Annotated in this window: 23 protein-coding genes and 1 pseudogene; 14 read left to right on the top strand and 10 right to left on the bottom strand. The window is 65.3% G+C overall.

Going from position 1 to position 20,928, the window contains the following annotated elements; all coding sequences use genetic code 11:
* Positions 1-383: 383 nt before the first annotated feature.
* Positions 384-1,091: a ThuA domain-containing protein gene (locus tag AC6I6S_RS01635; protein ID WP_497947973.1), complete on the bottom strand. Its 708-nt coding sequence runs from the start codon at positions 1,089-1,091 to the stop codon at positions 384-386.
* Positions 1,092-1,362: 271 nt separating this feature from the next.
* Between AC6I6S_RS01635 and AC6I6S_RS01640 the strand changes: the two genes are divergently transcribed.
* The 6 genes from AC6I6S_RS01640 to AC6I6S_RS01665 all read left to right on the top strand — a co-directional run bounded on the left by AC6I6S_RS01640 (position 1,363) and on the right by AC6I6S_RS01665 (position 9,975).
* A complete protein-coding gene (locus tag AC6I6S_RS01640; RefSeq protein ID WP_497947974.1) occupies positions 1,363-2,487 on the top strand; it encodes a Gfo/Idh/MocA family protein in 1,125 nt (374 codons plus the stop codon).
* A 290-nt stretch (positions 2,488-2,777) separates the two neighbouring features.
* Complete coding sequence (locus AC6I6S_RS01645; RefSeq protein WP_497949281.1) at positions 2,778-3,896, top strand: glycosyltransferase family 4 protein; 1,119 nt, start codon at positions 2,778-2,780, stop codon at positions 3,894-3,896.
* An 85-nt stretch (positions 3,897-3,981) separates the two neighbouring features.
* A complete protein-coding gene (locus AC6I6S_RS01650; protein ID WP_497947975.1) occupies positions 3,982-5,442 on the top strand; it encodes a sulfatase family protein in 1,461 nt (486 codons plus the stop codon).
* On the top strand, positions 5,439-6,608 hold the full coding sequence (locus AC6I6S_RS01655) for a glycosyltransferase (RefSeq protein WP_497947976.1): 1,170 nt from the start codon (positions 5,439-5,441) through the stop codon (positions 6,606-6,608). The genes AC6I6S_RS01650 and AC6I6S_RS01655 overlap by 4 nt, the downstream gene beginning before the upstream one ends.
* 103 nt (positions 6,609-6,711) lie before the next feature.
* Positions 6,712-8,508 carry an ABC transporter ATP-binding protein gene (locus AC6I6S_RS01660; RefSeq protein WP_497947977.1) on the top strand — a complete coding sequence of 599 codons (1,797 nt, stop codon included), beginning with the start codon at positions 6,712-6,714 and terminating at the stop codon, positions 8,506-8,508.
* A gap of 261 nt (positions 8,509-8,769) precedes the next feature.
* Positions 8,770-9,975 carry an O-antigen ligase family protein gene (locus AC6I6S_RS01665; protein WP_497947978.1) on the top strand — a complete coding sequence of 402 codons (1,206 nt, stop codon included), beginning with the start codon at positions 8,770-8,772 and terminating at the stop codon, positions 9,973-9,975.
* A gap of 75 nt (positions 9,976-10,050) precedes the next feature.
* On the opposite strand, the gene psmB is transcribed toward AC6I6S_RS01665, so the two are convergent.
* Together psmB and AC6I6S_RS01675 are read right to left on the bottom strand one after the other, a co-directional pair.
* The gene (gene psmB / locus AC6I6S_RS01670) at positions 10,051-10,782 is read right to left on the bottom strand and encodes an archaeal proteasome endopeptidase complex subunit beta (protein ID WP_497947979.1); all 732 of its coding nucleotides are present in this window, start codon (positions 10,780-10,782) and stop codon (positions 10,051-10,053) included.
* A 172-nt stretch (positions 10,783-10,954) separates the two neighbouring features.
* Positions 10,955-11,134 (bottom strand): hypothetical protein, encoded by a 180-nt coding sequence (locus AC6I6S_RS01675; protein WP_497947980.1) that lies wholly within the window; start codon positions 11,132-11,134, stop codon positions 10,955-10,957.
* Between the two features lie 309 nt (positions 11,135-11,443).
* Between AC6I6S_RS01675 and AC6I6S_RS01680 the strand changes: the two genes are divergently transcribed.
* The 6 genes and pseudogenes from AC6I6S_RS01680 to AC6I6S_RS01705 all read left to right on the top strand — a co-directional run bounded on the left by AC6I6S_RS01680 (position 11,444) and on the right by AC6I6S_RS01705 (position 13,912).
* Positions 11,444-11,800, top strand: coding sequence for a DUF555 domain-containing protein (locus AC6I6S_RS01680; RefSeq protein ID WP_497947981.1), 357 nt, complete (start codon positions 11,444-11,446; stop codon positions 11,798-11,800).
* 45 nt (positions 11,801-11,845) lie between these two features.
* Positions 11,846-12,385: a CBS domain-containing protein gene (locus tag AC6I6S_RS01685; protein WP_497947982.1), complete on the top strand. Its 540-nt coding sequence runs from the start codon at positions 11,846-11,848 to the stop codon at positions 12,383-12,385.
* Positions 12,386-12,431: 46 nt separating this feature from the next.
* Positions 12,432-12,566 (top strand): annotated as a pseudogene (locus AC6I6S_RS01690) (thiaminase II); the annotation flags it as partial.
* Positions 12,567-12,632: 66 nt separating this feature from the next.
* Entirely contained in the window at positions 12,633-13,283 is a 651-nt protein-coding gene (locus tag AC6I6S_RS01695) for a helix-turn-helix domain-containing protein (RefSeq protein WP_497947983.1), read from the top strand.
* A gap of 30 nt (positions 13,284-13,313) precedes the next feature.
* Entirely contained in the window at positions 13,314-13,694 is a 381-nt protein-coding gene (locus AC6I6S_RS01700; RefSeq protein ID WP_497947984.1) for a HalOD1 output domain-containing protein, read from the top strand.
* On the top strand, positions 13,685-13,912 hold the full coding sequence (locus AC6I6S_RS01705; protein WP_497947985.1) for a hypothetical protein: 228 nt from the start codon (positions 13,685-13,687) through the stop codon (positions 13,910-13,912). The genes AC6I6S_RS01700 and AC6I6S_RS01705 overlap by 10 nt, the downstream gene beginning before the upstream one ends.
* Before the next feature lie 174 nt (positions 13,913-14,086).
* Here the strand turns inward: AC6I6S_RS01705 and AC6I6S_RS01710 are convergent, their stop codons facing one another.
* From AC6I6S_RS01710 to AC6I6S_RS01720, 3 genes are all read right to left on the bottom strand, one after another.
* Positions 14,087-14,845 carry a Yip1 family protein gene (locus AC6I6S_RS01710; RefSeq protein WP_497947986.1) on the bottom strand — a complete coding sequence of 253 codons (759 nt, stop codon included), beginning with the start codon at positions 14,843-14,845 and terminating at the stop codon, positions 14,087-14,089.
* A gap of 70 nt (positions 14,846-14,915) precedes the next feature.
* Positions 14,916-15,305: a hypothetical protein gene (locus tag AC6I6S_RS01715; protein WP_497947987.1), complete on the bottom strand. Its 390-nt coding sequence runs from the start codon at positions 15,303-15,305 to the stop codon at positions 14,916-14,918.
* Complete coding sequence (locus tag AC6I6S_RS01720) at positions 15,302-17,713, bottom strand: penicillin acylase family protein (RefSeq protein ID WP_497947988.1); 2,412 nt, start codon at positions 17,711-17,713, stop codon at positions 15,302-15,304. Before AC6I6S_RS01720 ends, AC6I6S_RS01715 begins: the two co-directional genes overlap by 4 nt.
* A gap of 149 nt (positions 17,714-17,862) precedes the next feature.
* On the opposite strand from AC6I6S_RS01720, the gene AC6I6S_RS01725 reads away from it, so the two are divergent.
* Entirely contained in the window at positions 17,863-18,297 is a 435-nt protein-coding gene (locus AC6I6S_RS01725) for an SRPBCC family protein (RefSeq protein ID WP_497947989.1), read from the top strand.
* Between the two features lie 10 nt (positions 18,298-18,307).
* On the opposite strand, the gene AC6I6S_RS01730 is transcribed toward AC6I6S_RS01725, so the two are convergent.
* Positions 18,308-18,931: a flavin reductase family protein gene (locus AC6I6S_RS01730; protein ID WP_497947990.1), complete on the bottom strand. Its 624-nt coding sequence runs from the start codon at positions 18,929-18,931 to the stop codon at positions 18,308-18,310.
* Entirely contained in the window at positions 18,928-19,410 is a 483-nt protein-coding gene (locus tag AC6I6S_RS01735) for a VOC family protein (RefSeq protein WP_497947991.1), read from the bottom strand. The genes AC6I6S_RS01730 and AC6I6S_RS01735 overlap by 4 nt, the downstream gene beginning before the upstream one ends.
* Positions 19,411-19,535: 125 nt before the next feature.
* Between AC6I6S_RS01735 and AC6I6S_RS01740 the strand changes: the two genes are divergently transcribed.
* Complete coding sequence (locus AC6I6S_RS01740; RefSeq protein WP_497947992.1) at positions 19,536-19,889, top strand: winged helix-turn-helix transcriptional regulator; 354 nt, start codon at positions 19,536-19,538, stop codon at positions 19,887-19,889.
* Positions 19,890-19,927: 38 nt separating this feature from the next.
* Here AC6I6S_RS01740 and AC6I6S_RS01745 read toward each other — a convergent pair whose 3' ends face one another.
* Positions 19,928-20,374, bottom strand: coding sequence for a UPF0179 family protein (locus AC6I6S_RS01745; protein ID WP_497947994.1), 447 nt, complete (start codon positions 20,372-20,374; stop codon positions 19,928-19,930).
* 62 nt (positions 20,375-20,436) lie between these two features.
* Positions 20,437-20,841, bottom strand: a complete 405-nt coding sequence (locus tag AC6I6S_RS01750) for a DUF5820 family protein (RefSeq protein WP_497947995.1) — start codon at positions 20,839-20,841, stop codon at positions 20,437-20,439.
* Between the last annotated feature and the right edge of the window lie 87 nt (positions 20,842-20,928).

Raw genomic sequence — 20,928 nt, forward strand, 5'->3', positions numbered from 1 at the left:
TGCCAGAGGCAATTGCAAAAAGGCCACAGGTGAGTGCCAACGATTTTATTCCTGAGTTGTATACAATTATAGTATGGTATGTGATGGCTGTGGCATGGACTCTGCGGGTGGATACTCGAAAAAAGAGATCGTCAAATGGAGTCTGTCGTTCTCCTGGCCGCCCGTCCAACGGCAAAAAGTGACTGAATACTGGTGCCAAGACTGTACCAACAGCCTGGATGGTGGCAGCGCAGGCGCAGCGAGTGGTGGGCCTGGTGGCCTCTGACGCAGAAACCTGCAACGCAGTCCGACGGGGATGAGCGTTCGCCAGCCGGTGTGCCACGGCTTTCACCGATACTGCCCGTACGCAGTGACAGGCTACAGCCACGTCGTTCCGATCGCCGCTACGGCTCGTCTCGAGGCCGGTTTCCGAACGTCCGCGGTGAGCCGTCGACGGGTGTCGCCCAGTCGACGGCGTTGCGGAGTACCCGTCGGATCTCTGCGTTCTCGTAGATCGGGTACGTCTCGTGGCCCGGCCGGAAGTAGAAGATTCGGCCGTTACCGCGCCGATAACAGCAGCCGCTGCGGAACACTTCGCCGCCTTCGAACCAGCTCGTGAACACCAGCCGATCCGGCTCCGGCACGTCAAACGGCTCGCCGTACATCTCGGTTTCGGGAAGCTCGACGTACTCCTCGAGTCCGTCGGCGATCGGATGGCCGGGGTCGACCACCCACAACCGCTCGGTTTCGCCGCTCTCGCGCCACTGGAGGTTGCAGGTCGTCCCCATCAGCCGCTTGAACACCTTCGAGAAGTGCCCCGAGTGGAGCACGAGCAGTCCCATCCCCTCGAGCACCCGCTCCTGAACTCGGTCGACGACCTCGTCTGCGACCTCGTCGTGGGCCTTGTGGCCCCACCAACAGAGCACGTCCGTCGACTCGAGAACCGCCTCGGAGAGCCCGTGGTCGGGCTCGTCGAGGGTCGCGGTTCGGACGTCGTGGTCGCCGGAGAGGGCGTCGGCGAGCGTCGCGTGAATCCCATCGGGGTAGACGGCGGCAACCGCGTCGTCCTCTCGCTCGTGTCGGTACTCGTTCCAGATCGTAACGGTAGCCATCGAATTGCCGTTCGTGGGCGAGGCCAAAAGGGGAGTTGGTCGAGGGTGTCGGCGCAATCACACATTACGACTTCATATCATCTCTACTGAGACAAACGTGATGGTGTATTTGACTTAGCATATAATGGATGGATTACTGGGTCACAACGCTTATTTCGATCGCACTCCGCCTACCGATCATGGGTTCCTGGCACCGAATACGATCAAACGCACACTCTTCTGTTGAGAACTCGCCCTGCCTCCGTTTTCCACGTAAACAAGGTGTTTCCTCGTGATCGGCTCGGGAGTCGGCGTCGGTATCGTCGGCCTCGGCGGCATGGGTCAACTCCACGCACAGAGTCTCCGCGATCTCGGTGCGGAGATCGTCGCCGGCGCGGATCTGGTTCCGGAACAGCGCCAGCGGTTCGCCGACGAGTTCGGTGCCCAACCGTACGACGATCACGACAGTCTCGTCGTCGACGACGCCGTCGACGCCGTCGTCGTGACGACGCCCAACCGATTTCACGAACCGATCGCCGTCGCCGCGCTCGAGGCTGGTTGTCACGTTCTCGTCGAGAAACCCCTCGCGCACACCCTCGAGAGCGCCGAGCGGATCGCCGAGGCTGCCGAGCGGGCCGAGGGGATCTGTATGGTCGGCTTTCACAACCGTCACGCGGGCGCGACAGAACTGTTCAACGCTCACAAGAACCGCGGTCGGTTCGGCGATCTCACGCACGTCGAGGCCAACTACGTCCGGCGCCGTGGGGTCCCCGGCCCGGGATCGTGGTTTACCAACCCCGATCTCGCCGGTGGCGGGTCACTGCTCGACATCGGCGTCCACGCCCTCGATCTCGCCCTTTACGCCCTCGATTTCCCCGACGTTACCGAGGTCAGCGGCGTCGCCCGCACGACGTTCGGCCACGACGAGGCGTACGCTGACCCCGACGGGTTCGGTGACAACTGGGACGCCGAGGCCGAAACCTACGACGTCGACGATTCAGTCACCGCGTTCATCCGGTGTGCGGGCGGGCAAACGATCTCGCTCGAGGCCGCGTGGGCGACCAACCGCGAGCCGAGTATGGACTTCATCGCTCGCGGGACGGATTCCGGCGCCCAGTTCGAAATCGGCGACACCGATCTAACGCTCCGGGAGGCCGACACCGTCGGTTTCGACCACTACGCCGACGTCGAACTCACCGGCGATCCCTCCCTGACCGGCTACAAAGAGCAGGACGAACTGTTCCTCGAGACGATTGCCGGCGGCGACCAGCCGACCATGAACACCGTCGAAGAGGCGTTGACCGTCCAGCGGGTGATCGACGCGATCTACCGCTCGAGCGAGACGGGCCGGGCACAGCGACTCGATTCGACGGAGTCGGCGGCGACGGAGTCCGAAGCGAAACCGCGCATCAACTAGTCCGTGACCGACCGAGCCGACGACGACGATGAACCCCATTGCGATCTGCGCTCCAGTGGCGAGCGGAACGCTTCCTTACTGGCGTCGACGGCCACGACCGGTTACGCCAATGGGTTACGAAGCCGGAACTTCCTTATCACCGATTGTTGTACGACACCCTCAATGGGGTTCTGGCTCACTGAGAGACTCGGCACGGAACGACAACGGGGGGGCGTCGACGAGAGGTCAGTGTTCGGGTCGGCTTCCACACCCAGGAACTGTAGGGCGCTCGCGTACTACGGATGACTGGACTGAAAATACTCCGTATCGCACAGAAACTCTACCCGGAAGTAAAAGGAGGGGGACCCTACCACGCTCACGCGCTGAGTCGCGACCAGGCGGCGATGGGCCACGACGTCACGGTCATCGCGGTCCGGACCGATCCGGCCGAACCGACACTCGAGGAACGGGACGGTTACACGGTCGTCCGCTACGATCCGACGGCGACGGTGCTCGGAAACGATATCTCCGTCGGCGTCGCACGCTACCTTCGCCGGGCCGACGGGTTCGACGTGGTCCACGCCCACTCGCATCTGTACTTCTCGACCAATCTCGCAGCACTCAACCGACTCGTCGACGACGCTCCGCTCGCGATCACGAACCACGGCCTCTTCTCCCAGACGGTTTCCGAGCGGATCTTCGATCTCTACCTCCGGACGGCGGGTCGGTGGACGTTCAACCGGGCGGACGTCACGTTCTGTTACACCTCCGCCGACGAACGCCGCCTCCGGGAGTACGGAATACAGTCACCGATCGAGATCGTTCCGAACGGAATCGATACCGGGCGGTTTACGCCAGACGGGACGACGAGTGACGCGATCGACGGGGACGGACCGGCGGTGTTGTTCGTCGGGCGGCTGGTCGACGGCAAGCATCCGCAGGACGTGATTCGGCTGCTCGAGCGATTATCGTCGGAGTTTCCGGAGATCACGGCGTACTTCTGTGGCGACGGCCCGCTGCGTCCCAAACTCGAGGCGCTCGCAGCCAGTCTGGGCGTTCGCGATCACGTCCGCTTTCTCGGGCACGTCTCCTACGACGAGATGCCCGAGGTGTACCGGAGCGCGGACGTCTTCGTCCTCCCGAGCCGATCCGAGGGGATTCCCCGGACCGTGCTCGAGTCCTTTGCCTCCGGCGTCCCCGCCGTCGCGAGCGATCTCGGTCACATCGCGTCGATCGTCACCGAAGGTGGCGAAACCGCACCCGTCGGGGACGTCGACGCCTTCGCTGCGGCCGTTCGCGCCATCCTGTCGGATCCGGCGTACCACTCGCGGCTCTCGAGGCAGGGCCGCGAGTACGTGACGCGAGACGCCACCTGGGAGCGGACCGCCGAACTGACGACCGACCATCTCGAACGGATTGCGGGGCAGTGATCGTGGACGAGCGACCTGCGAGCCGGCGTCCCGAATCGGCCCCTCGAGCCATCGCGGCTGACGGCGCGTGGCGGGGGTGGTCGGGATGACGAACTCCCCGCCGAACGTCTGCCTGATCGTGATGGATACCGCCCGCGTCGATGCCGTCCTCGAGGCCCCGGAGGTCGCCCCGAACATCGCCGAAATCGCCGCCGAGGGGACGACGTACACGAACGCCTACTCGACGGGACCGTGGACGCTTCCCTCCCACGCCTCGCTGTTCAGCGGCCAGTACACCACTGATCATCGCACGCACGCGGGAACGAAGCGGTTCGATCCCGACTCACCGACGCTCGCCGAACGGCTCGGGTCGAACGGCTACCGAACCCTCGGCATCTCGAACAACACCTGGGTGAGCAGCGACTTCGGCTTCGACCGGGGGTTCGAGGAGTTCCGCGTCGGCTGGCAACTGCTCTCGAGCGGCGCGGATCTCGCCTCGGTCGCAAAAGAGGCCGACTGGACGGTCGGCCGCATCAGGGCGGGACTCTCGAAGCTGGCAAGCAGGGACGCGCCGGCCACTCTCGTCAACGTTCTCTACTCGGAACTGCTCCGCGAGCGCTACGACAACGGTGCCTGGCTCACGAACTGGCGGATCGACCGCTGGCTCGGGAATCGAGGCGCCGAGAACCCCTTCTTCGTGTTCGTCAACTACCTCGAGCCCCACCTCGAGTACGATCCGCCGAAAGCTTTCCGCGACCGATTCGTCCCGGATGGGATGGAGCCCTCGTTCCTCGAGTCGGTCAACCAGGACGCCTGGTCGTACATCGCGGGCGAAACCGAGATGGGCGACCGGGAGTTCGAGGCCCTGCGGGCGCTGTATCACGCCGAGGTCAACTACCTCGACCACCGGATCGGTCGCCTCTTCGACTGTTTCGAGGACCACGGCGTCCTCGAGGATACCGTGTTCGTCATCGTCGGCGACCACGGCGAGAATCTCGGCGATCACGGACTCATGGACCACCAGTACTGCCTCTACGACACCCTGGTCCACGTTCCGCTCGTGGTTCGGTACCCCGACCGCTTCGACGCGGACGAGGAGGACGACAGGCTCGTCGAGTTGCGCGACCTCTACCCGACGATTCTCGACCTCGCAGGCCTCGAGACCCCGACGAACGCGACCGTCTCGACGCGTTCGCTCCTCGACGACGAACGTCGGAGTCACGCGATCAGCGAGTACCGAACTCCCCAGCCCTCGATGGCTGCCCTCGAGGAGCGCGTCGGCGAACTCACGGCCGAACTCCGTCGGCACGACCGCGCGCTTCGCAGTGTTCGGACGAGGGAGTGGGCGTACATCGAGGGGACCGACGGCTCCCGGGAGCTGTACGACCGGCGGGAGGACTCCGGTGAGACGACGAACGTCGCGGCCGACCATCTGGCTGTCTGCGAAGCGCTTGCGCGAGTGCTGTCGGACCGCCTCGGTGCTCTCGAGCGCGCCGCTGGCGAAGCGACGGGCGAGATGGACGACGCGGCCAGACAGCGACTCGAGGACCTGGGGTATCTCCAGTGAGCGAGACGACCGACAGTGACGGAGACTCGTCACCCGCCCGCGGCGGTGACTCTCCGCGGGCGCTGTTCGTTCTGGCCGTGATCCGCCACACGACCTACGCCTACGAACTCGCCGAGCGGATCCACGAGCGGACGCCAGTCGACGTGACCGTCGTCTCCTATGAGGACCGGTCGGTCGAGGGACTCGAGGTGGCCGTCGCCGACGGGATGGAGGTCATCACCCTCGGTACCCGCTGCAAGCTCGACCCGCGGGCGACCTGTCGGCTTCGCGGGCTGCTCTCGAGTTCGCGCTACGACCTGATCCACACCCACCACAACTTCGTCGGCTCGCTGGCTCGCGCGGTCGCCCCGCGCGACAAACCACTCCTCGACACCCAGCACGCGGACCACCGCGACCACTACACGCTGGCCCAGAACCTCGTCAACGCGTCGACGCTCCGACGGGCCGACAGAATCATCGTAAACTCGAAGGCGACGGGTCGTTCATTCTACCCGCTCGAACGCCGACTGCTCTCGGCCGACCGGGTCGGCGTGATCTACAACGGGATCGACCTCCGGCGGCTCGACGCGGTGCTCTCGGACATCGACTCCGAGGAGCGCCGAACACAGCAGCAAGGGGACGCCCCGCAGGTCGTCACCGTCGGTCGCCTGATCGAGACCAAGAACTTCGAGACGCTCCTCCGGGCGTTCGCCCGCCTCGAGCACCCCGAGGCCGAACTGACCCTCGTCGGCGACGGCCCACAGCGAGCGTACCTCGAGTCCCTCGCCGCCGACCTCGGGGTCGCAGACCGGGTGACGTTCACCGGCACGGTGTCTCGAGAGGCGGTGTACCGAACGCTCGACGCGAGCGACCTGTTCGTCCTCTCCTCTCGCTCGGAGGGGTTCTGCGTCGCCGCCGTCGAGGCGATGGCCTGTGGCCTGCCGGTGGTCGTCAGCGACATTCCCGTGCTCCACGAAGTTGTCGCTGACGCGGGCTCCTACGCGGACCCGGACGACCCCGACGCGTTCGCCGCGCGGATACGGGCGCTGCTCGAGGATGCGGACGACCGCCTCGAGGCGGGACGCCGGGCTCGAGAGCGTGCCCGTGGCCGATTCTCGCTCGACCGGGCCGCCGCCGAGCACGCGCGGCTCTACGAACGGTTGCTCGCGGACCCGCCCGGAACCTGACTCGCTCGCGGCCCGGGATACCGGTAAACACCGACGCTACCGGGGCTGGCCGCTCTCGCAACGTTGAAGTGATGGTTACTGGTATCTGCAGGGGATACGGAGCATGGTCAACGAAGACCTGTCGGTACGCGAAAAGGCGCGCGCGTTCTGGCGCGTGGCCGCGTACAAACCGGCACTGACTGCGTTCATTATTCTGTTTAGTTTCTTCGCGGCGATCCTCGAGGGGATCGGGCTCAGCTTCCTCATTCCGATCATCGAAGTGGTCCAGGAGCCGGGCGATCCGGCCGAGATAGACGGCGCGACGGGCGCGTTCGTCACCGTCTACGACGGCCTGGGGATACCGTTCTCGCTCGGGTTCATCATCCTGGGTGTCGGGCTCATCATGACCGTCCGGTACACCTCGAGTTTCGTGGTCGCGTGGCTCAGGGTGGCCCTCCAGACCTACTACGTGCGCCACCTCCAGACGAAGTCGTTCGAGCGGGCGCTCGACGCCCGCGTCGGTTACTTCGATCGACACGGCTCGGACGACATCCTTAACGCGATCGTGACGCAGGCAGAGTACGCGGGCAAGGTGATCCGCGACTTCGTTCAGCTGTTCGAACAGCTCCTACTGGCGCTGATGTATCTGGCCATCGCGTTCTACCTCGCACCGGAGCTGACGATGATCGCGATCGTCGTACTCGGGGCGCTGACGTTTCTCGTTCGAAACGTCGTCGAACCGGGATACGCCGTCGGTGACCGAGTCGCCGAATCGAACGAGCGCATCCAGGAGGCTGCACAGGCGGGTACGCAGGGAATTCGAGACGTGAAACTGTACACCAAGGGTGACGACCTCCGCGAGCGTTTCTCCGCCTCGATCGATACGTTCACCCGGTCGACGATCACGCTCGGGCGAAACGAGGCCGCGATCGAAAAGTTCTACCACCTGGCTGCGGCACTGGTCGTCTTCGCGCTGATCTACGTCGCCCTCGAGTTCACCGGGATGGGACTCGGCGAACTCGGCGTCTTCCTGTTCGCGATGTTCCAGCTTGCACCCGTCGCGAGCCGCGTCAACAACAAATTCTACAAGATCGAGGGGCGACTCGCCCACCTGCTCAGGACCCAGGAGTTCATCCGCGAACTCGAAAAGCAGGCGGAACGCGACGAGGGTGACCGCCCCGCACCGGAGCCAGTAACGCCGATCGAGTTCGACGACGTTTCGTTTTCCTACGACACCGAAGACGGCGAGGAGCCGGTGCTCCGGAACCTCTCGCTGTCGGTCGGCCACGACGAGTTCGTGGCGTTCGTGGGCCAGTCGGGCGCCGGAAAATCGACCGTCGTCTCGCTGCTCGCCCGCCTGTACGAGCCTAATTCGGGTGAGATCCGGGCCTCGGACGTGCCGATCACGGAAATCGATCTCGAGGCCTGGCGCAAGCGGATCGCGTTCGTCCAGCAGGACCCGTTCATCTTCAACGATACCCTGCGTGCGAACGTGCTGGTCGGCAACGAGGACGCGAGCGATGCGGCCGTCGAGGAGGCGTGTGCGATCGCACACGTCACCGAGTTCACCGACGAACTTCCCATGGGCCTCGATACCGAACTCGGCGACGACGGGGTTCGGCTCTCGGGCGGCCAGCGCCAGCGCGTCGCCCTCGCGCGGGCGCTGCTCAAGGACGCGGACGTCCTCGTGTTGGACGAGGCGACGAGCGACCTGGATACGAACATCGAACGCGAGGTCCAGGCGGCCATCGAGTCGATGGATCGGGAGTACGCCATCGTCGCGATCGCTCACCGGCTCTCGACGGTGGTCAACGCGGATCGGATCTACACCCTCGAGAACGGAGAAATCGTCGAAGCCGGCCCACACGACCAGCTCGTCGACAACGACGGCAAGTACGCTCAGCTGTACGCGACTCAGTGAACGGCGTGGGGTGCACAGCAGCCTCGAGGCGGCGGACGCCACACCGGCTCGGTATCGCGTTAATACCGGTCTAAGTCGACCGGGACGAAGGATTATCCACGTCGTATCTATAACCGTAAAGGATGTACGTGCGAGTATAATTATGTATTCGTTGAATCGGCGTCTCCCACCGACGAGATCGCGCACGGCTCATCGACGTGCGTGCGGGAGAGGCAGAACTCTCTTACACCCGATGGCGAACCGGAAATCTGGTACCTGACCGTGGCCCACGATGCACCCGGCCTGGCGGCCGCGATCCCTGCGTTCGTAATCATCGCCGGTTTCGCACCCGCGACCTGGCTGTTCCCCTCGAGCGCCGGCTATCTCCTCTCGGGTGCATTCGTCTGTCTGGTACTCGTCTACGGGCTGTGGGTCACCGGTCTTCCGGATCGAATTCCGTGGGTCGCGATCGCTCTCACCGTCTACTGGCTCGGACTGGTAACCCAGTTCGTGGCCACGGGCGAACGGACGTTTCTCCCGTATCTCGTCCTCACGCCGCTCGCGATCGCGGCGCTCGTCGTTGTCGCGCCGAGGATGATCGCCAGACGCCCGACGGCGTTCGCGCGCGCGCTCACCGTCCTCGCGCTGGGGCTCTCACTCGTGGGATTCGCGTTACTCGCGGCTCACCACCAGTACGGTTTCCAGGCGCCGTTCCTCGGCGATCACGTCCACGAAATCGAGGGATTACGAACCGCGTCGATCTACTCCAACTCGAATCACTTTGGGTTCGCGGCGCTGCTCGGAGCGCTCACGAGCCTCTACCTCACGCTCGAGAGCGGAACCCGCCGGTGGCTGTGGGCGTGCGTGACGGTCGTTCTCGCGGTTGCAGTCGTGCTCTCTAACACGCGCTCCGCGATGGTTGCGGGCGCTGCGGGCGCCGTGATACTCTTCGGTGGCCTCGATCGGCGCCTCGGGATCGCAACCGGGATCTCGGCCGGCGGAACGTTCGCCGCGATCCTCGTTTTTTCCCTGTTCGAGCGGGCGGTGCTCTCGGCGCTTGGGACGCTTCTCGTCCGATTCGATGCCTGGGAGCTTGCGGTGCAGGCTATCCTCGCCAACCCCGTCGTCGGGAACGGGTTCGCGACCGGTATCCCCGTTCACAACTCGTATCTCGGTATCCTGCTACACACGGGCGTCGTCGTCGGCGGCGTCTACCTGCTGGCGATCGCCGCCGCGGTCGGCGCCGGCGCGCTTCGGGCCGTCCGCGGCGACCTGTGGAACGTGTACACGTTCGCGGTACTGGTCACCATCTGTCTTCACCTCGCCGTCGAGACGTCGACGATCGGCGGGCTGACGACCGGCGCGCTGGCGCTCGCGCTCTACCTCGGGCTGGCGGCGGACTCCTGGGGGATTCGCCTCCCGTCGCTCCAGCGGACTCCGGTCGAGAGCGCCGACCGCAACCAGCGCCGCCGGCGGGGCCACGAGTGACGGCGCCGGAACCACCGCTCGAGGAGGGAAGCTCCGATGCTATAACGAGAGCGCTGTCGGCTCCGTGCCGTCGCCTCAGATGACTTCTTCGAACTCGTTGTGGCCGTGGATGTCGACGCCCTCCTCGGTGATCTCACAGAGGAAGACCCCGTTGCCGGAGCCGGTGTCACGTTCTGCGGCGGATTTGATGCCGCGGGCGGCGACGGTCATCGCCTCCTCGTTCGAGAGGTCCTCGTCGTACTCCTGCTCGAGCAGGCCGTAGGCGAGTTGCATTCCGCTGCCGGTGACGGTGTAGTCGTCGCCCATAACGCCGCCGGCCGGGTCGATGGAGTACACGTGGCTTCCCTCGTGGTCGACGCCGCCGAGGATGGGGTGGATCGCGAAGAACGGGCCGCCGCGGGCGAAGTTCCCCGCGAGCGTCGCGAGCGCGTCGATACTCATCGGCTCGCTGCGACGGGCTTCGTAGAGGTTGACCTCCGCGCGAAGGCTCTTGATGAACGACTGGGCGCCGCCGACGCTGCCGACCATCGTCAACGCGGCGGTCGGGTGGATCTGCTCGACCTTCTGGACGTTCTTGTTCGAGACGAACCGGCCGCCGAGGCTGGCGCGCATGTCCGTCGCGATGACGACGCCCTCTGCGGTCGTCAGGCCGATGGTGGTCGTCCCCGTCTTGTTCACGTTGTCGAGGTCCGCGCTCGAGATGTCGTTGCGCGGGAGCGAGCCGAGTTCCGGATCGTACGGACTGGTATCGTCGGCTAGCTTCTCGGCCGTTCGGGAGAAGTCGGAGTCGTGCATAGGCGTACGCATTGGCGTCACTAACGACCGGCACGGTATAAAAGATCGGTGTTCACTGTCGGTGTTTCCGCTATTCCGACGGCTGTCGGCTCGCCTCGATTGCATCGCTTGGGCCGAGCCTCGGCGGAGACGGTTCTCGGCGAACGGTGGTAGCACAGACGCGGCGAAAACGGAGCGATTGGGCTCAGTCCATACTCGTTTGGGCGTTCTCGAATGCCGTTTCGGCGTTCGAGAGGAGGCGGTGGATCGGCAGGGTAACCCCCGCCTGGCGGGCGGCGATTGCAAGCGGCATCACGGCGATACCGATCGCGATACAGAGCTGGTACAGGGCGAACGTCGTCGCGTAGTACGCGCGGGATTTCATCAGCGTTCAGTCGAGGCACAACCCAGTGACATATATAAGTCTTCTTGCTCTGGAAAAACGATAACGATTGTCAATCGAGGAACGGGGCGGTGCAGTCATGCGATTCAACTGAGGTTGTCTTTCGGACAACTGGGGTCGCACTCGAGTCGGAATTCGGCTATCCCGGCTCGATTTGACCCGGGGGATTCTCATAACTTATGCCCATCATCCGGTTCTCGTGCGCACCTCGAAGCGGCGAATCACCGTCCGGTTAGCGATCCGGAGCGACGAACCGCAAAGCAGGAAACCCCCCGGACCGACCCATCACGTATGGGAAACTATCTCGTCGCGATGGAAGCCGCGTGGCTCGTTCGTGACGTCGAGCAGATCGACGACGCCATCGGTGTCGCCGTTAGTGAAGCCGGAAAGAGACTCAACAGAGAGAACATGGAGTACGTCGAAGTCGAGGTCGGCGCGACGGGCTGTCCCGCCTGCGGTGAACCGTTCGACTCCGCCTTTATCGCCGCCGATACCGCCCTCGTTGGCCTCGCCCTCGAGATGGACGTGTTCAACGCAGACAGCGAAGAACACGCCTCCCGCATCGCAAAGAGCGAGGTCGGGGGCGCGCTCAGAGACGTCCCGCTGTCGGTCGTCGAGATCTTCGAGACCGACGCCGACGACGAGTAACGAGCACCCAAAACAGCTTTCTATAACCCATGGTTATGTGCGGGTATGGAACTGCCGACGCCCGAGGACCTTCGCCAGCGCCGAACCGAACTGGGACTCACCCAGAGCGCACTCGCCGACCGCGCCGACGTCTCACAGCCCCTGATCGCCCGTATCGAGGGCGGTGACGTCGATCCGCGACTCTCGACGCTGCGGCGCATCGTCAACGCCCTCGAGAACGCCGAGCGCGACGTCATCCGGGCAGAGGACCTGATGCACGAGGAAGTCGTCAGCGTCGCCCCCGACGACTCGGTCGGGGCCGCTGCAACTCGAATGGCCGAGGAGGCCTACTCACAGCTCGCGGTGATCCAGGACGGCATCCCCGTGGGGTCGATCAGCCAGGGCGACCTGGTTCATCTCGACTCGGAGGCACGGGACGAACCGGTCGACGAACACATGGCCGAGAGCTTTCCGACCGTCTCGCGGGACGCGACCGTCGACGAAATCAGCAACCTGCTCGATCACTACAAGGCCGTGATGATCACCGAGGCCGGCGAAACCGTCGGCATCATCACCGAGGCGGATCTGGCGGCGCGCCTCTCATGACCCGGACCCCCGATACGGTGTGGACGCTCACCAGTTGATAGCGATGCGGACGTTCGTCGATCGCTGTGGCGAGCGCTCTCCCGGCGAACACGAGGCGATGGAGCGGGCGTTTCTGACCAGCACGAAACTCGAGGTTCGGTTCTGGGAGATGGCGTACACACGGGAGCGATGGGGGCTGTAGTGGGAGCGGTGGACTCGAGACGTTCACTCTCCGTGAGGTCTTTACATCCAGAAGCGTAGAGAGGATATGGCCATCGAAGCCTCGTTCGTCGCGACCGAGGGCGAGTTCCCCCTCGCCGAGGTGTTCGCGAAGTTCCCCGCCGCACAGATCGAACTCGACCGGGTCGTACCGACGAACGACGTGATCGTCCCCTACTTCTGGCTCCGGGAGGTCGACGTCGCGGAGATACAGATGAGCGGCATCGATCACCCGGGAATCGAGGAGCTTCGGGTGATCGACGAGGTCGAGGGTGAAGCGCTGGTCCGAATCGGCTGGGAGTTCGACTACGAGAGCGTGTTGACGGCGATTCACGAAACCGACGTGGCGCTCGTCTCGGCCGTTGGCCGACAGGGCAAGTGGACGTTCGAGATCCGCGGCGACGATCAACAGGCGGTCTCCGACTTTCAATCGTACTGCCTGGACTGTGAGATTCCGATCGAACTCGTGCAGTTGCACGCGCTCTCACCGCTGCATTCGGGACAGGAGTACGGCCTCACGGACGCCCAGCGGGAGGCCCTGACGCTCGCGTACGCCCGGGGCCACTTCGATTCTCCCCGCGAGGCAACCCAGGAAGAGGTCGCCTCGGAACTCGGGATCACGAGGCAGGCACTGGCCTCCCGCCTCCAGCGAGGCACGAGACGATTGATCGCGAGCACGCTAATCCGCCCGGCCGACTGAGTATATAAATCCTTTACCAAAGTAAAAGTCATGCATACCGGGACTCCGTTCGTAGCATCGACCGTGACCCGACTCGAATATGGCACGGAACATGACCATACTCTCCTCCAATCGACAACGCAAATCGAGACCGACGAGGAGAACGGTTTCTGCCGACTACGCTATGATCCCTCGATCGACGACACGAGCCTCGCCGTCATATCCGCAGTTTCGGCCGCCTCTCGGACGGAGCCGACCGAACTCGAGCCGCTACACGACGCCGTCGACACGGGCGCCCTCGACGGCCTGTTCACCCCCTTCGGAGTGGGCGGGCATCGGAAGAACATCCGGATCGCGTTCGAGTTTTCGTCCTTCGAGGTAACGGTCGAGAGCGATGGAATCGTCGAAGTGTCCCGGAGGCAATGTACCTGACGTTCGTCGATCTACAGGATGTCGAGGGGTCGATCGATCCGGACTGGTCGATCGAGTACGACGGCGACGCTGTTGATGCGGTCGAATCCGTCGTCGAAGAACTCAGCACGGACGACTCGGCCAGCTCCAGGGATCTGCAGGATCTCTCGGTCACGCTGTTCTCTGAGTGTCCGCTCAAGCGAATCGAGTGTCTCGAGGAGCGAGGGGGGAACGACTAAACTCGATGTCGAGGCCGTGCGTGGACGTTCGTCTGACTTTTGTATCCCAACCGTGAACACGCCGATAGCAGTCCTTGCCACTCCGTACGATCTGTCCTTCGGCATCCCCTGGGATGCGATAGCTGTCGACCGCGACCGAGAACACCGCGCCCAGTCGGTCGCCTGCCGCCGGGGTCAGAGCACGGCGAAGAGGAACCAGAGCAGCCCAACGGGTCCGGCGACCAGTTTCGCCTCCCCCAACGTGAGTCCGCGCGCGTAGCGCAGGCCGTGGGTCCAGATAACCGCCTGCCAGATCACGACGACCAGCGCGAGGACGACGCTCCACTCACCGCCGACTGCCAGTTCCTCGAGTTGCCCCGCGAGCAGTTCGGGCTCCGAAGAGAACGTTTCACCGTCGACGGTCAGTGCGACGACAATCGGCAATACCAGCGCCGTGAGCAGTTCGGGAATCATCGCCCAGCCAGCGACCGACAGCGTACCGACGAATGACCCCTTTCCGCCGACGAACACCGATGCCACGTGGAGCGCGATAGCGGTGAATAGCCAACCTACCACCGTCGCCACGAAGACGACCGGTAGGGAGCCGAGAAATCCGGACCAGACCTCGCTTCCGACGTCGACCTCCCGCGTCTTCGGTTCATCGATCGTACACGGCTCGGGGACCGTCGAGACGTTCGTTTCTTCGTTCATCGACTCGAAGCTCTCGCAGGTCGACGCCGGCCACGGCTCCATCACCGTCTCGGTCGTCGTCGCGTCGATGCTCGAGGCGAGCAGCCAGCCGGCCAGCCCGGCCGAGAGGGTCGTCAGAAGTGCGACGACGAAGACGACGGCGACGGCAGCACCGACCGATACTCGAGGAGCGCGGCTCTCGAAGAACGACTGCGGGTCGACCAGCAGGGTCCGAAGGCGGCGGAGCGAGCGGCGACTCGACACGACCGTGACAGGTATGTGGACCAGCATATACTTTCCGTTCGATACGAACGGTGTCCGCTGCGGCGGTCGCTCAGACGACGCCCCGGAGAACCGCACCCAGAACCGGTAGTCCGAGCGCGGCACCGACCGGGACGTAGACGGCGGGGGTCATCGACGGCAGTCGCCAGGCCGCAGGGCCGAGCGAGAGGATGAAGACGGCCAGGACGACGACGCCGAATCCGAGGCCGGCAACGAGAGCACGCGGCAGCGACCGCGAGACGAGGCCGACGAGCGCACCGCCGACGATCAGACCGAGCCAGTGCAGCCACGCGAGCACCAGTCCGACAGCGACGGCGGCGACGAGTGCGAACAGGTGGACTCGAGGCTCGGTTCGAACCCGCTCGAGTTCCGCTCGCACTCCCGATCTCTCGCGGTCACGCCCTTCAGTGGTCGACGTATCCGCCCCTTCGTCATCGCTCACGACGATCCCTCCTCGAAGGTCGTCGCAACCTCGCCCGCGATCTCGCCGTCCATCGGTTTGAACTCGCCGTCGACCCATCGGCGGAACTGATCGTCGTAGTGTGGCGAGAAGAAATCCCCCGAGTTGCCGCCGGGGAGGATCGCCCACGACCCCTCGCCGGGTTCGACCACCATCCGCCAGCTACTGCCGACCGCGGACTCGAGGCGGTAGTTGTTGACCGTGGCCGGCGAGCCGTCCATCGGCTGCTCGTCGTAGTCGAGAAACGGGGCCTCGACGCCGAACGGGTGTTCGATCGATGCGGTGGTGTTCCGGTCGCCGTAAACCGTCCAGCCCTCGGCCTCGAGTTCGGCGACCGTCTCCTCGAGCGCGCCCACCAGCAACTCGTCGCGGGGGACGTCCTCGAAGAGCGGACTGTCCGCCGGCAGCGTCTCGAGTACCCAGTCGTTCGGGTAGTACGACTCGTCCAGGTCGGTGTCGGCGAACAGCGGTTCGAACACCGCCCGGCGGTAGTGAGCGAGCCACCGCGAGAAGAGCAGCGCCCCCTCGGAGTCGCGTTCCATCCGATAGTTCCACGATTCGAGTATGTCGGCGGCGTCGGCGAGGTCGCTCCCCTGCCCGGCGCCGGCCTCACCGGTGCCGATACCACGATCCTCGAGTGCTGCGAGCAGCAGCGAGACGAACCCCGGTGCGCGCTCGTCGCGGACGTCTCCCTGGAGGTCGCGGTGAAACGCGGCGTCGAGCGGCTCGCCGGACTCGAGGCGATCGTCGAGTTCGTCGTAGATCCGCTGGCCGCGGTAGGGGGTCGCGTAGGCGACGCCGACGTAGTGGTCGGGATCGTCCGTGACCCGCTGGTTCGCCGTCGCCAGCAGATCGGGGTCGACCGCGTGGGGTTTCTCCTCGAAGGGGACGAACCCCTCCCAGGTCGATTCGCCGTAGGGCGTAAAGCCGTCCCACTCCCCCTCGCCAGCGGAGCCGTCGAAGACGCGATTACCGGAGACGGGATCGCCGTCGGCGGTCCGGATCGGGAGTCGCCCCGTCACGTAGTGCAGCGTCCGCCCGTCCGCGTCCGCGTACGTGAGATTTTGCGTCGGCAGGTCGAACCGCCGAGTGGCGTCGAGAGCGCCCTCGAGGCCGTTCGCGCGAGCGAGTTCGTAGATCGCCTCCGTCGTCCGGGTCGCCGTGAGCCCGGTCCAGGCGACCCCGACTCGCTGGTCCTCGCGTTCGATCAGCGGCCCGTGGACGGTCTTCTTGACCGTCAGCGAACGGTTCTCCCCGCCCGCGACCGCGATCTCGCGTTCCTGGGTGTCGAACGCCCGCCACCCGCCGTCGTAGCGGTAACGCTCCTCGTTGTCGTCGGTCTCGTAGCGATAACAGTCGAGAACGTCCGCCCCGACGTTGGTAAACCCCCAGCCGCTGCGCTCGTTCGCGCCGATGATGACGAACGGGACGCCCGGAAAGGTCACGCCGCGGACCGAGGTTTCGGGGACGCGGACGTGCTGTTCGTACCACAGCGGCGGCGTCATCAGTGACAGGTGCGGGTCGTTGGCGAGGATCGGTGCGCCACTGTCGGTGTGCTCGCCCGAAACCAGCCAGCTGTTCGAGCCGACGCCCGTGGGCGACTCGAACCCCGAGAGCCAGTCGGTTAGCTCGCGGCCCACCGGAGCCTCTCGGTGGTCCACCCACCGGGTCGCTGCGGTCGAATTGTCCTCGATTTCCTCGCGCAGGATCGGCACGTCGTGGTCCATCCGTTCGGGGTACAGATCCGCGAGGGCGTCCGCACCCAGCCGGTCAGCGAGCAGCGCCCGGCGGAGTTCCCCGAAGTTCCCCGTCAGATTCCAGGAGATCTGTTTCTCCATCAACAGCGTGTCGACCGGCGTCCAGGGCCGGGGATCGTACCCGAGCAGTTCGAACTCGAGGGTGAGCTGTTCGTTCTCGAAGGCCGCGTTGACGCCGTCGGCGTAGGCCTCGAGCAGGTCACCCACGGCAGTTTCCTCGAGTGGCGCCCAGGTCGCCTCGGCGGCCCCCGCGAAGTCCATCGCGACGTGGAACTCGTCCTCCGAGAGCGTGGCCTCGCCGACGAGTTCCGAGAGCTGTCCACGCATCACCCGTCGCTGCAGATCGAGCTGAAACGGGCGGTCGAAGCCGTGACAGTAGCCGACGGCGAAGTACGCCGCCGCCTCGTCGTCGGCCTCGACGTGCGGGACGCCCTCCTCGTCGATCCGAACCGTCGCCTCGCCGTATGGACTCGATACCGATTCCGAGCGCTCACGGCCGGCCGCGTTCCAGGCGGCTCCCGACAGGGGTGCGAACAGCTCGAGCACCCCGCGAGCACCCGACAGCGAGAGGCCGCCGACGCCCGCCGCGACGGCCGCCGCGAGCGTCGCCCGGCGGGTGTACTCGTTCACCATGGCTGGGAACTTGTGTGTGAGTTTATAATACTGTTCGGTCCGCCCCGACGGTCGCGTGACGACTACTGTGAGACGAGAACTCCGTGATGCGCCCACGGAGTCCGGGAGCCGGCCGGCAAGTTAGGTAGCTGCACCTCCAATGAGCAGCTATGACTCGCGTCCAGATGGCTCACACGGCCGACGGGTGGCGACTCGAGGCCTCCCACGTCGTCTCGGTTCCCGCCGCCGACGCGTGGGAGCTCCTGTGTGATACACATCGGTGGGCGGAGTGGAGTCCGACGATCGCCGGTGTCGAGTCCACCCACCGCTACCTCGAGCGGGGAACCGCCGGCACGCTGCGGAGCGTCGCCGGTCTTCGGCTCCCGTTCAGGGTTACCGACTTCGATCCGGAACGCAGGCGCTGGAACTGGACCGTCGCTCGGATCCCCTCTTCCGGTCACCGGGTCGACGAGCTCGGCACGGGCCGGTGTCGGATCGCGTTCGAACTGTCGCCGCTCGCCGTCGGTTACGCTCCGGTCTGTCTGCGAGCCCTCGAATCGCTCGAGACGATTCTGGAGCAGGACGGCGAGCCGGCTGAGCGGTAGCATCGCACGTTCAGGGGGGTCGCTCGAGCGAGAAGCGCTCTCTCGTGTCGGCGTATTGGCTCCCCGCGAGGCGGCCCACCGCGTCGATCTTCCCGACGTCGATCTTTCCTTCCGTCGTCGTCTCCTCGTCCAGGTGGACGTAGCGGACGTCGCCGAGCACGAGCGTCGAACTCCCGACGTCGACCAGCTCTCGGCGGGTACACTCGAAGGCCACGCTCGCGGCGGCCACCCGCGGCGGGTCGACGACCGTCGACGGGGCGCGCTCGAGGCCGGCGTGGTCGAACTCGCTTTCGCCCGCCGGGAGGGTCGCACTGGTTTCGTTCATCGCCGCCGCCAGCTCCATCGTGACGAGGTTGACGACGAACTCGCCGGTCGCCTCGACGTTCCTGGGCGTGTCTTTGAGTCCATTGGCGCCGTCGACGGGGGCGAACAGCACCACCGGCGGGTCGACCGAGGCGACGGTGAAGAAGCTGTACGGCGCGAGGTTGTCGACCCCGTCCTCGCTCCGGGTGCTCACCCAGGCGATGGGCCGCGGGACGACCGCGCTCGAGAGGACGCGATAGAGCGACCCCTCGTGATCCTCGACGTCGATCTCGAGCGTCTCATTCCCCGCGCTCGGCTCGCCGTCGGTCACTGGCCGTCCTCCCGGGGGTCGATGAACTCGCTGCCCGGAACCTCCTCGTCGACGGTGAAGCCGGGACCCATCGTCGCCAGTTCGAAGACGAGGCCGTCGGGATCGCTGAAGTAGATGCTCTTGAAGTAGGTCCGGTCGCGGACGGGCGAGACCCGCACGTCGTGGGCGAGCAGATGCTCGCGCCACTCACGGAGCGTCTCCTCGTCTTCGACACCCATCGCGAAGTGGTGGCTCGCGCCGGGACCGGGCTGGCCCTGGCTGCCGGGGTACTCGAAGTAGGTGATCGTCGTGCCGGGTTCGCCCTCGGGGGTCGACGAGAAGTAGTAGTGGAGGGTGCCGGGATCGTCGTAATTCTCGGTCTTCTTGACGGTGTGAAAGCCGAGAACGTCCTCGTAGAACGCTTTCGTCCGGTCCATGTCGGTGCAGATGTTCGTGACGTGGTGCAGGCCGGTCGTCGGTGGGGTTTCGTCGTCGGTCATCGGTAGGGAAACGCTCGTCGGGCAGTCGTGACGTCGAAACGTCGACCGCAGCTAACGCAGTGTTAGCTGGTACGATACCGAACTGCTATAGTGTTTCCTAACACAGTGGTTAGCAGGTAACCCCGATGTCATCCCAACAGCCCGACACGGCCGGCGAGAAGAACGGCGACGCCTGTCCCGTCGTCGAGTCGATCGAACAGATCGGCTCGCAGTGGCGCCTGGCCGTCCTCCACGAACTCCAGAACGGCGAACAGCGGTTCAACGAACTCAAGCGCGCCAGCGGCGCCAACGCCCGGACCCTCTCGCGGGTGCTCGACGATCTGGGCGAGATGGGGTTCGTCGACCGCCGGATCGAGGAGGACGCGCCGGTCGCCACGTACTACAGCCTCACCGAGAAGGGTGAGTCCCTCGAGCCGGTGTTCGCAGAAATCGAGTGCTGGGCCGGCGAGTGGCTCGAAGCGGACGTCTACGACGCCTGACGGTCGATCCGGACGAACGAGCGACTGCTCGAGGCGGATCACCGATCCGGCTCGAGTTCGACCTGCTGGAGCGACCGGTTCAGGTGGCAGACGTCGTGGGGCGGGTCGCCGTGGATCTCCCGGATGCGGTACTCATCGTCGAACTCGACGCCGTCGGGTTCGCAGAACTCGTGGCTGGGACACTCGACGTACGGACACGGCCCCTGAAGCGTCGCCTTGCTCCCGCTGTAGGCGCCCTTCGAGGGAACGTTCGCCGTAACCGTGGCCGGTTCGACTTCGACGGCGCGGACGCCCCCGTCGTGCATCGCACACTCGAGGGTCTGGGCGTTCTCACGGACGTCCGTTACTCGGTACTTGGTCCCGACGGAGAGATTGAGGCACTGGCTCCGGTAGGGACAGCCCGCGCAGCCGTCGGCCTCGCCGTGATAGACGAACTCGGTTCCCGACTCGGCGAGTCGGGTTCCGATGAGCGTGACGGTCGACATACCCGTGAGTTCTCGGTCTGGGGGGTTAAGGCTCACGTCCCATCGGCGTCGGCGACCCCGCGTCAGTCGCCGTCGCGACCGGTGAGTTCGTCCAGGCGGTCGAAGTACCGCTCGCGAGGGATCTGGTACAGCCCGCGGTAGTCGATCTCGCCGTCGTCGAACCGCTCGGCGAGGTCGACGGCGTACTCGAGGGCGTCGCCGCGGGTGGGGAACCGGTTCTCCTCCCGGAGGTGAACGTCGGGCTCGAGGTAGAGCGTGACGTACCAGTCGTCTTCGGCGGTGCGGTCGTTCGGATTGACGCCCGGTCGGCGAGTTCGTTTGCCGTGCGTGAGATACAGCGTGGGCAGACACGATGCCGGAAAGTCGTCGGCGTTGAACACGTCCGGTCGGTAGGCCAGGACGGCGCGCCCGCCCTCGCCGTCGTTCCAGACGATCCAGTTCTCGGGGAGCGCCGAGAAGTCGGTCATAGCCGCGAGTACGGCGGGCGCGCCTAAATCGTCGTCGTCCTTCGGGCCCGCCGCGGGCGAGCAGAACCTGACCGATCCGGCCGTTCA

The organism is Natrononativus sp. DTA114 (assembly GCF_059736515.1).

Excerpts from the sequence above, each read along its gene's own strand:
- AC6I6S_RS01695 (WP_497947983.1), top strand. The coding sequence starts at position 12,633 with ATGGCCATCGAAGCCTCGTTCGTCGCGACCGAGGGCGAGTTCCCCCTC.
- psmB (WP_497947979.1), bottom strand. The coding sequence starts at position 10,782 with ATGCGTACGCCTATGCACGACTCCGACTTCTCCCGAACGGCCGAGAAG.
- AC6I6S_RS01675 (WP_497947980.1), bottom strand. The coding sequence starts at position 11,134 with ATGAAATCCCGCGCGTACTACGCGACGACGTTCGCCCTGTACCAGCTC.
- AC6I6S_RS01700 (WP_497947984.1), top strand. The coding sequence starts at position 13,314 with ATGCATACCGGGACTCCGTTCGTAGCATCGACCGTGACCCGACTCGAA.
- AC6I6S_RS01685 (WP_497947982.1), top strand. The coding sequence starts at position 11,846 with ATGGAACTGCCGACGCCCGAGGACCTTCGCCAGCGCCGAACCGAACTG.
- AC6I6S_RS01745 (WP_497947994.1), bottom strand. The coding sequence starts at position 20,374 with ATGTCGACCGTCACGCTCATCGGAACCCGACTCGCCGAGTCGGGAACC.
- AC6I6S_RS01750 (WP_497947995.1), bottom strand. The coding sequence starts at position 20,841 with ATGACCGACTTCTCGGCGCTCCCCGAGAACTGGATCGTCTGGAACGAC.
- AC6I6S_RS01735 (WP_497947991.1), bottom strand. The coding sequence starts at position 19,410 with ATGACCGACGACGAAACCCCACCGACGACCGGCCTGCACCACGTCACG.
- AC6I6S_RS01680 (WP_497947981.1), top strand. The coding sequence starts at position 11,444 with ATGGGAAACTATCTCGTCGCGATGGAAGCCGCGTGGCTCGTTCGTGAC.
- AC6I6S_RS01740 (WP_497947992.1), top strand. The coding sequence starts at position 19,536 with ATGTCATCCCAACAGCCCGACACGGCCGGCGAGAAGAACGGCGACGCC.
- AC6I6S_RS01705 (WP_497947985.1), top strand. The coding sequence starts at position 13,685 with ATGTACCTGACGTTCGTCGATCTACAGGATGTCGAGGGGTCGATCGAT.
- AC6I6S_RS01720 (WP_497947988.1), bottom strand. The coding sequence starts at position 17,713 with ATGGTGAACGAGTACACCCGCCGGGCGACGCTCGCGGCGGCCGTCGCG.
- AC6I6S_RS01635 (WP_497947973.1), bottom strand. The coding sequence starts at position 1,091 with ATGGCTACCGTTACGATCTGGAACGAGTACCGACACGAGCGAGAGGAC.
- AC6I6S_RS01650 (WP_497947975.1), top strand. The coding sequence starts at position 3,982 with ATGACGAACTCCCCGCCGAACGTCTGCCTGATCGTGATGGATACCGCC.
- AC6I6S_RS01725 (WP_497947989.1), top strand. The coding sequence starts at position 17,863 with ATGACTCGCGTCCAGATGGCTCACACGGCCGACGGGTGGCGACTCGAG.
- AC6I6S_RS01660 (WP_497947977.1), top strand. The coding sequence starts at position 6,712 with ATGGTCAACGAAGACCTGTCGGTACGCGAAAAGGCGCGCGCGTTCTGG.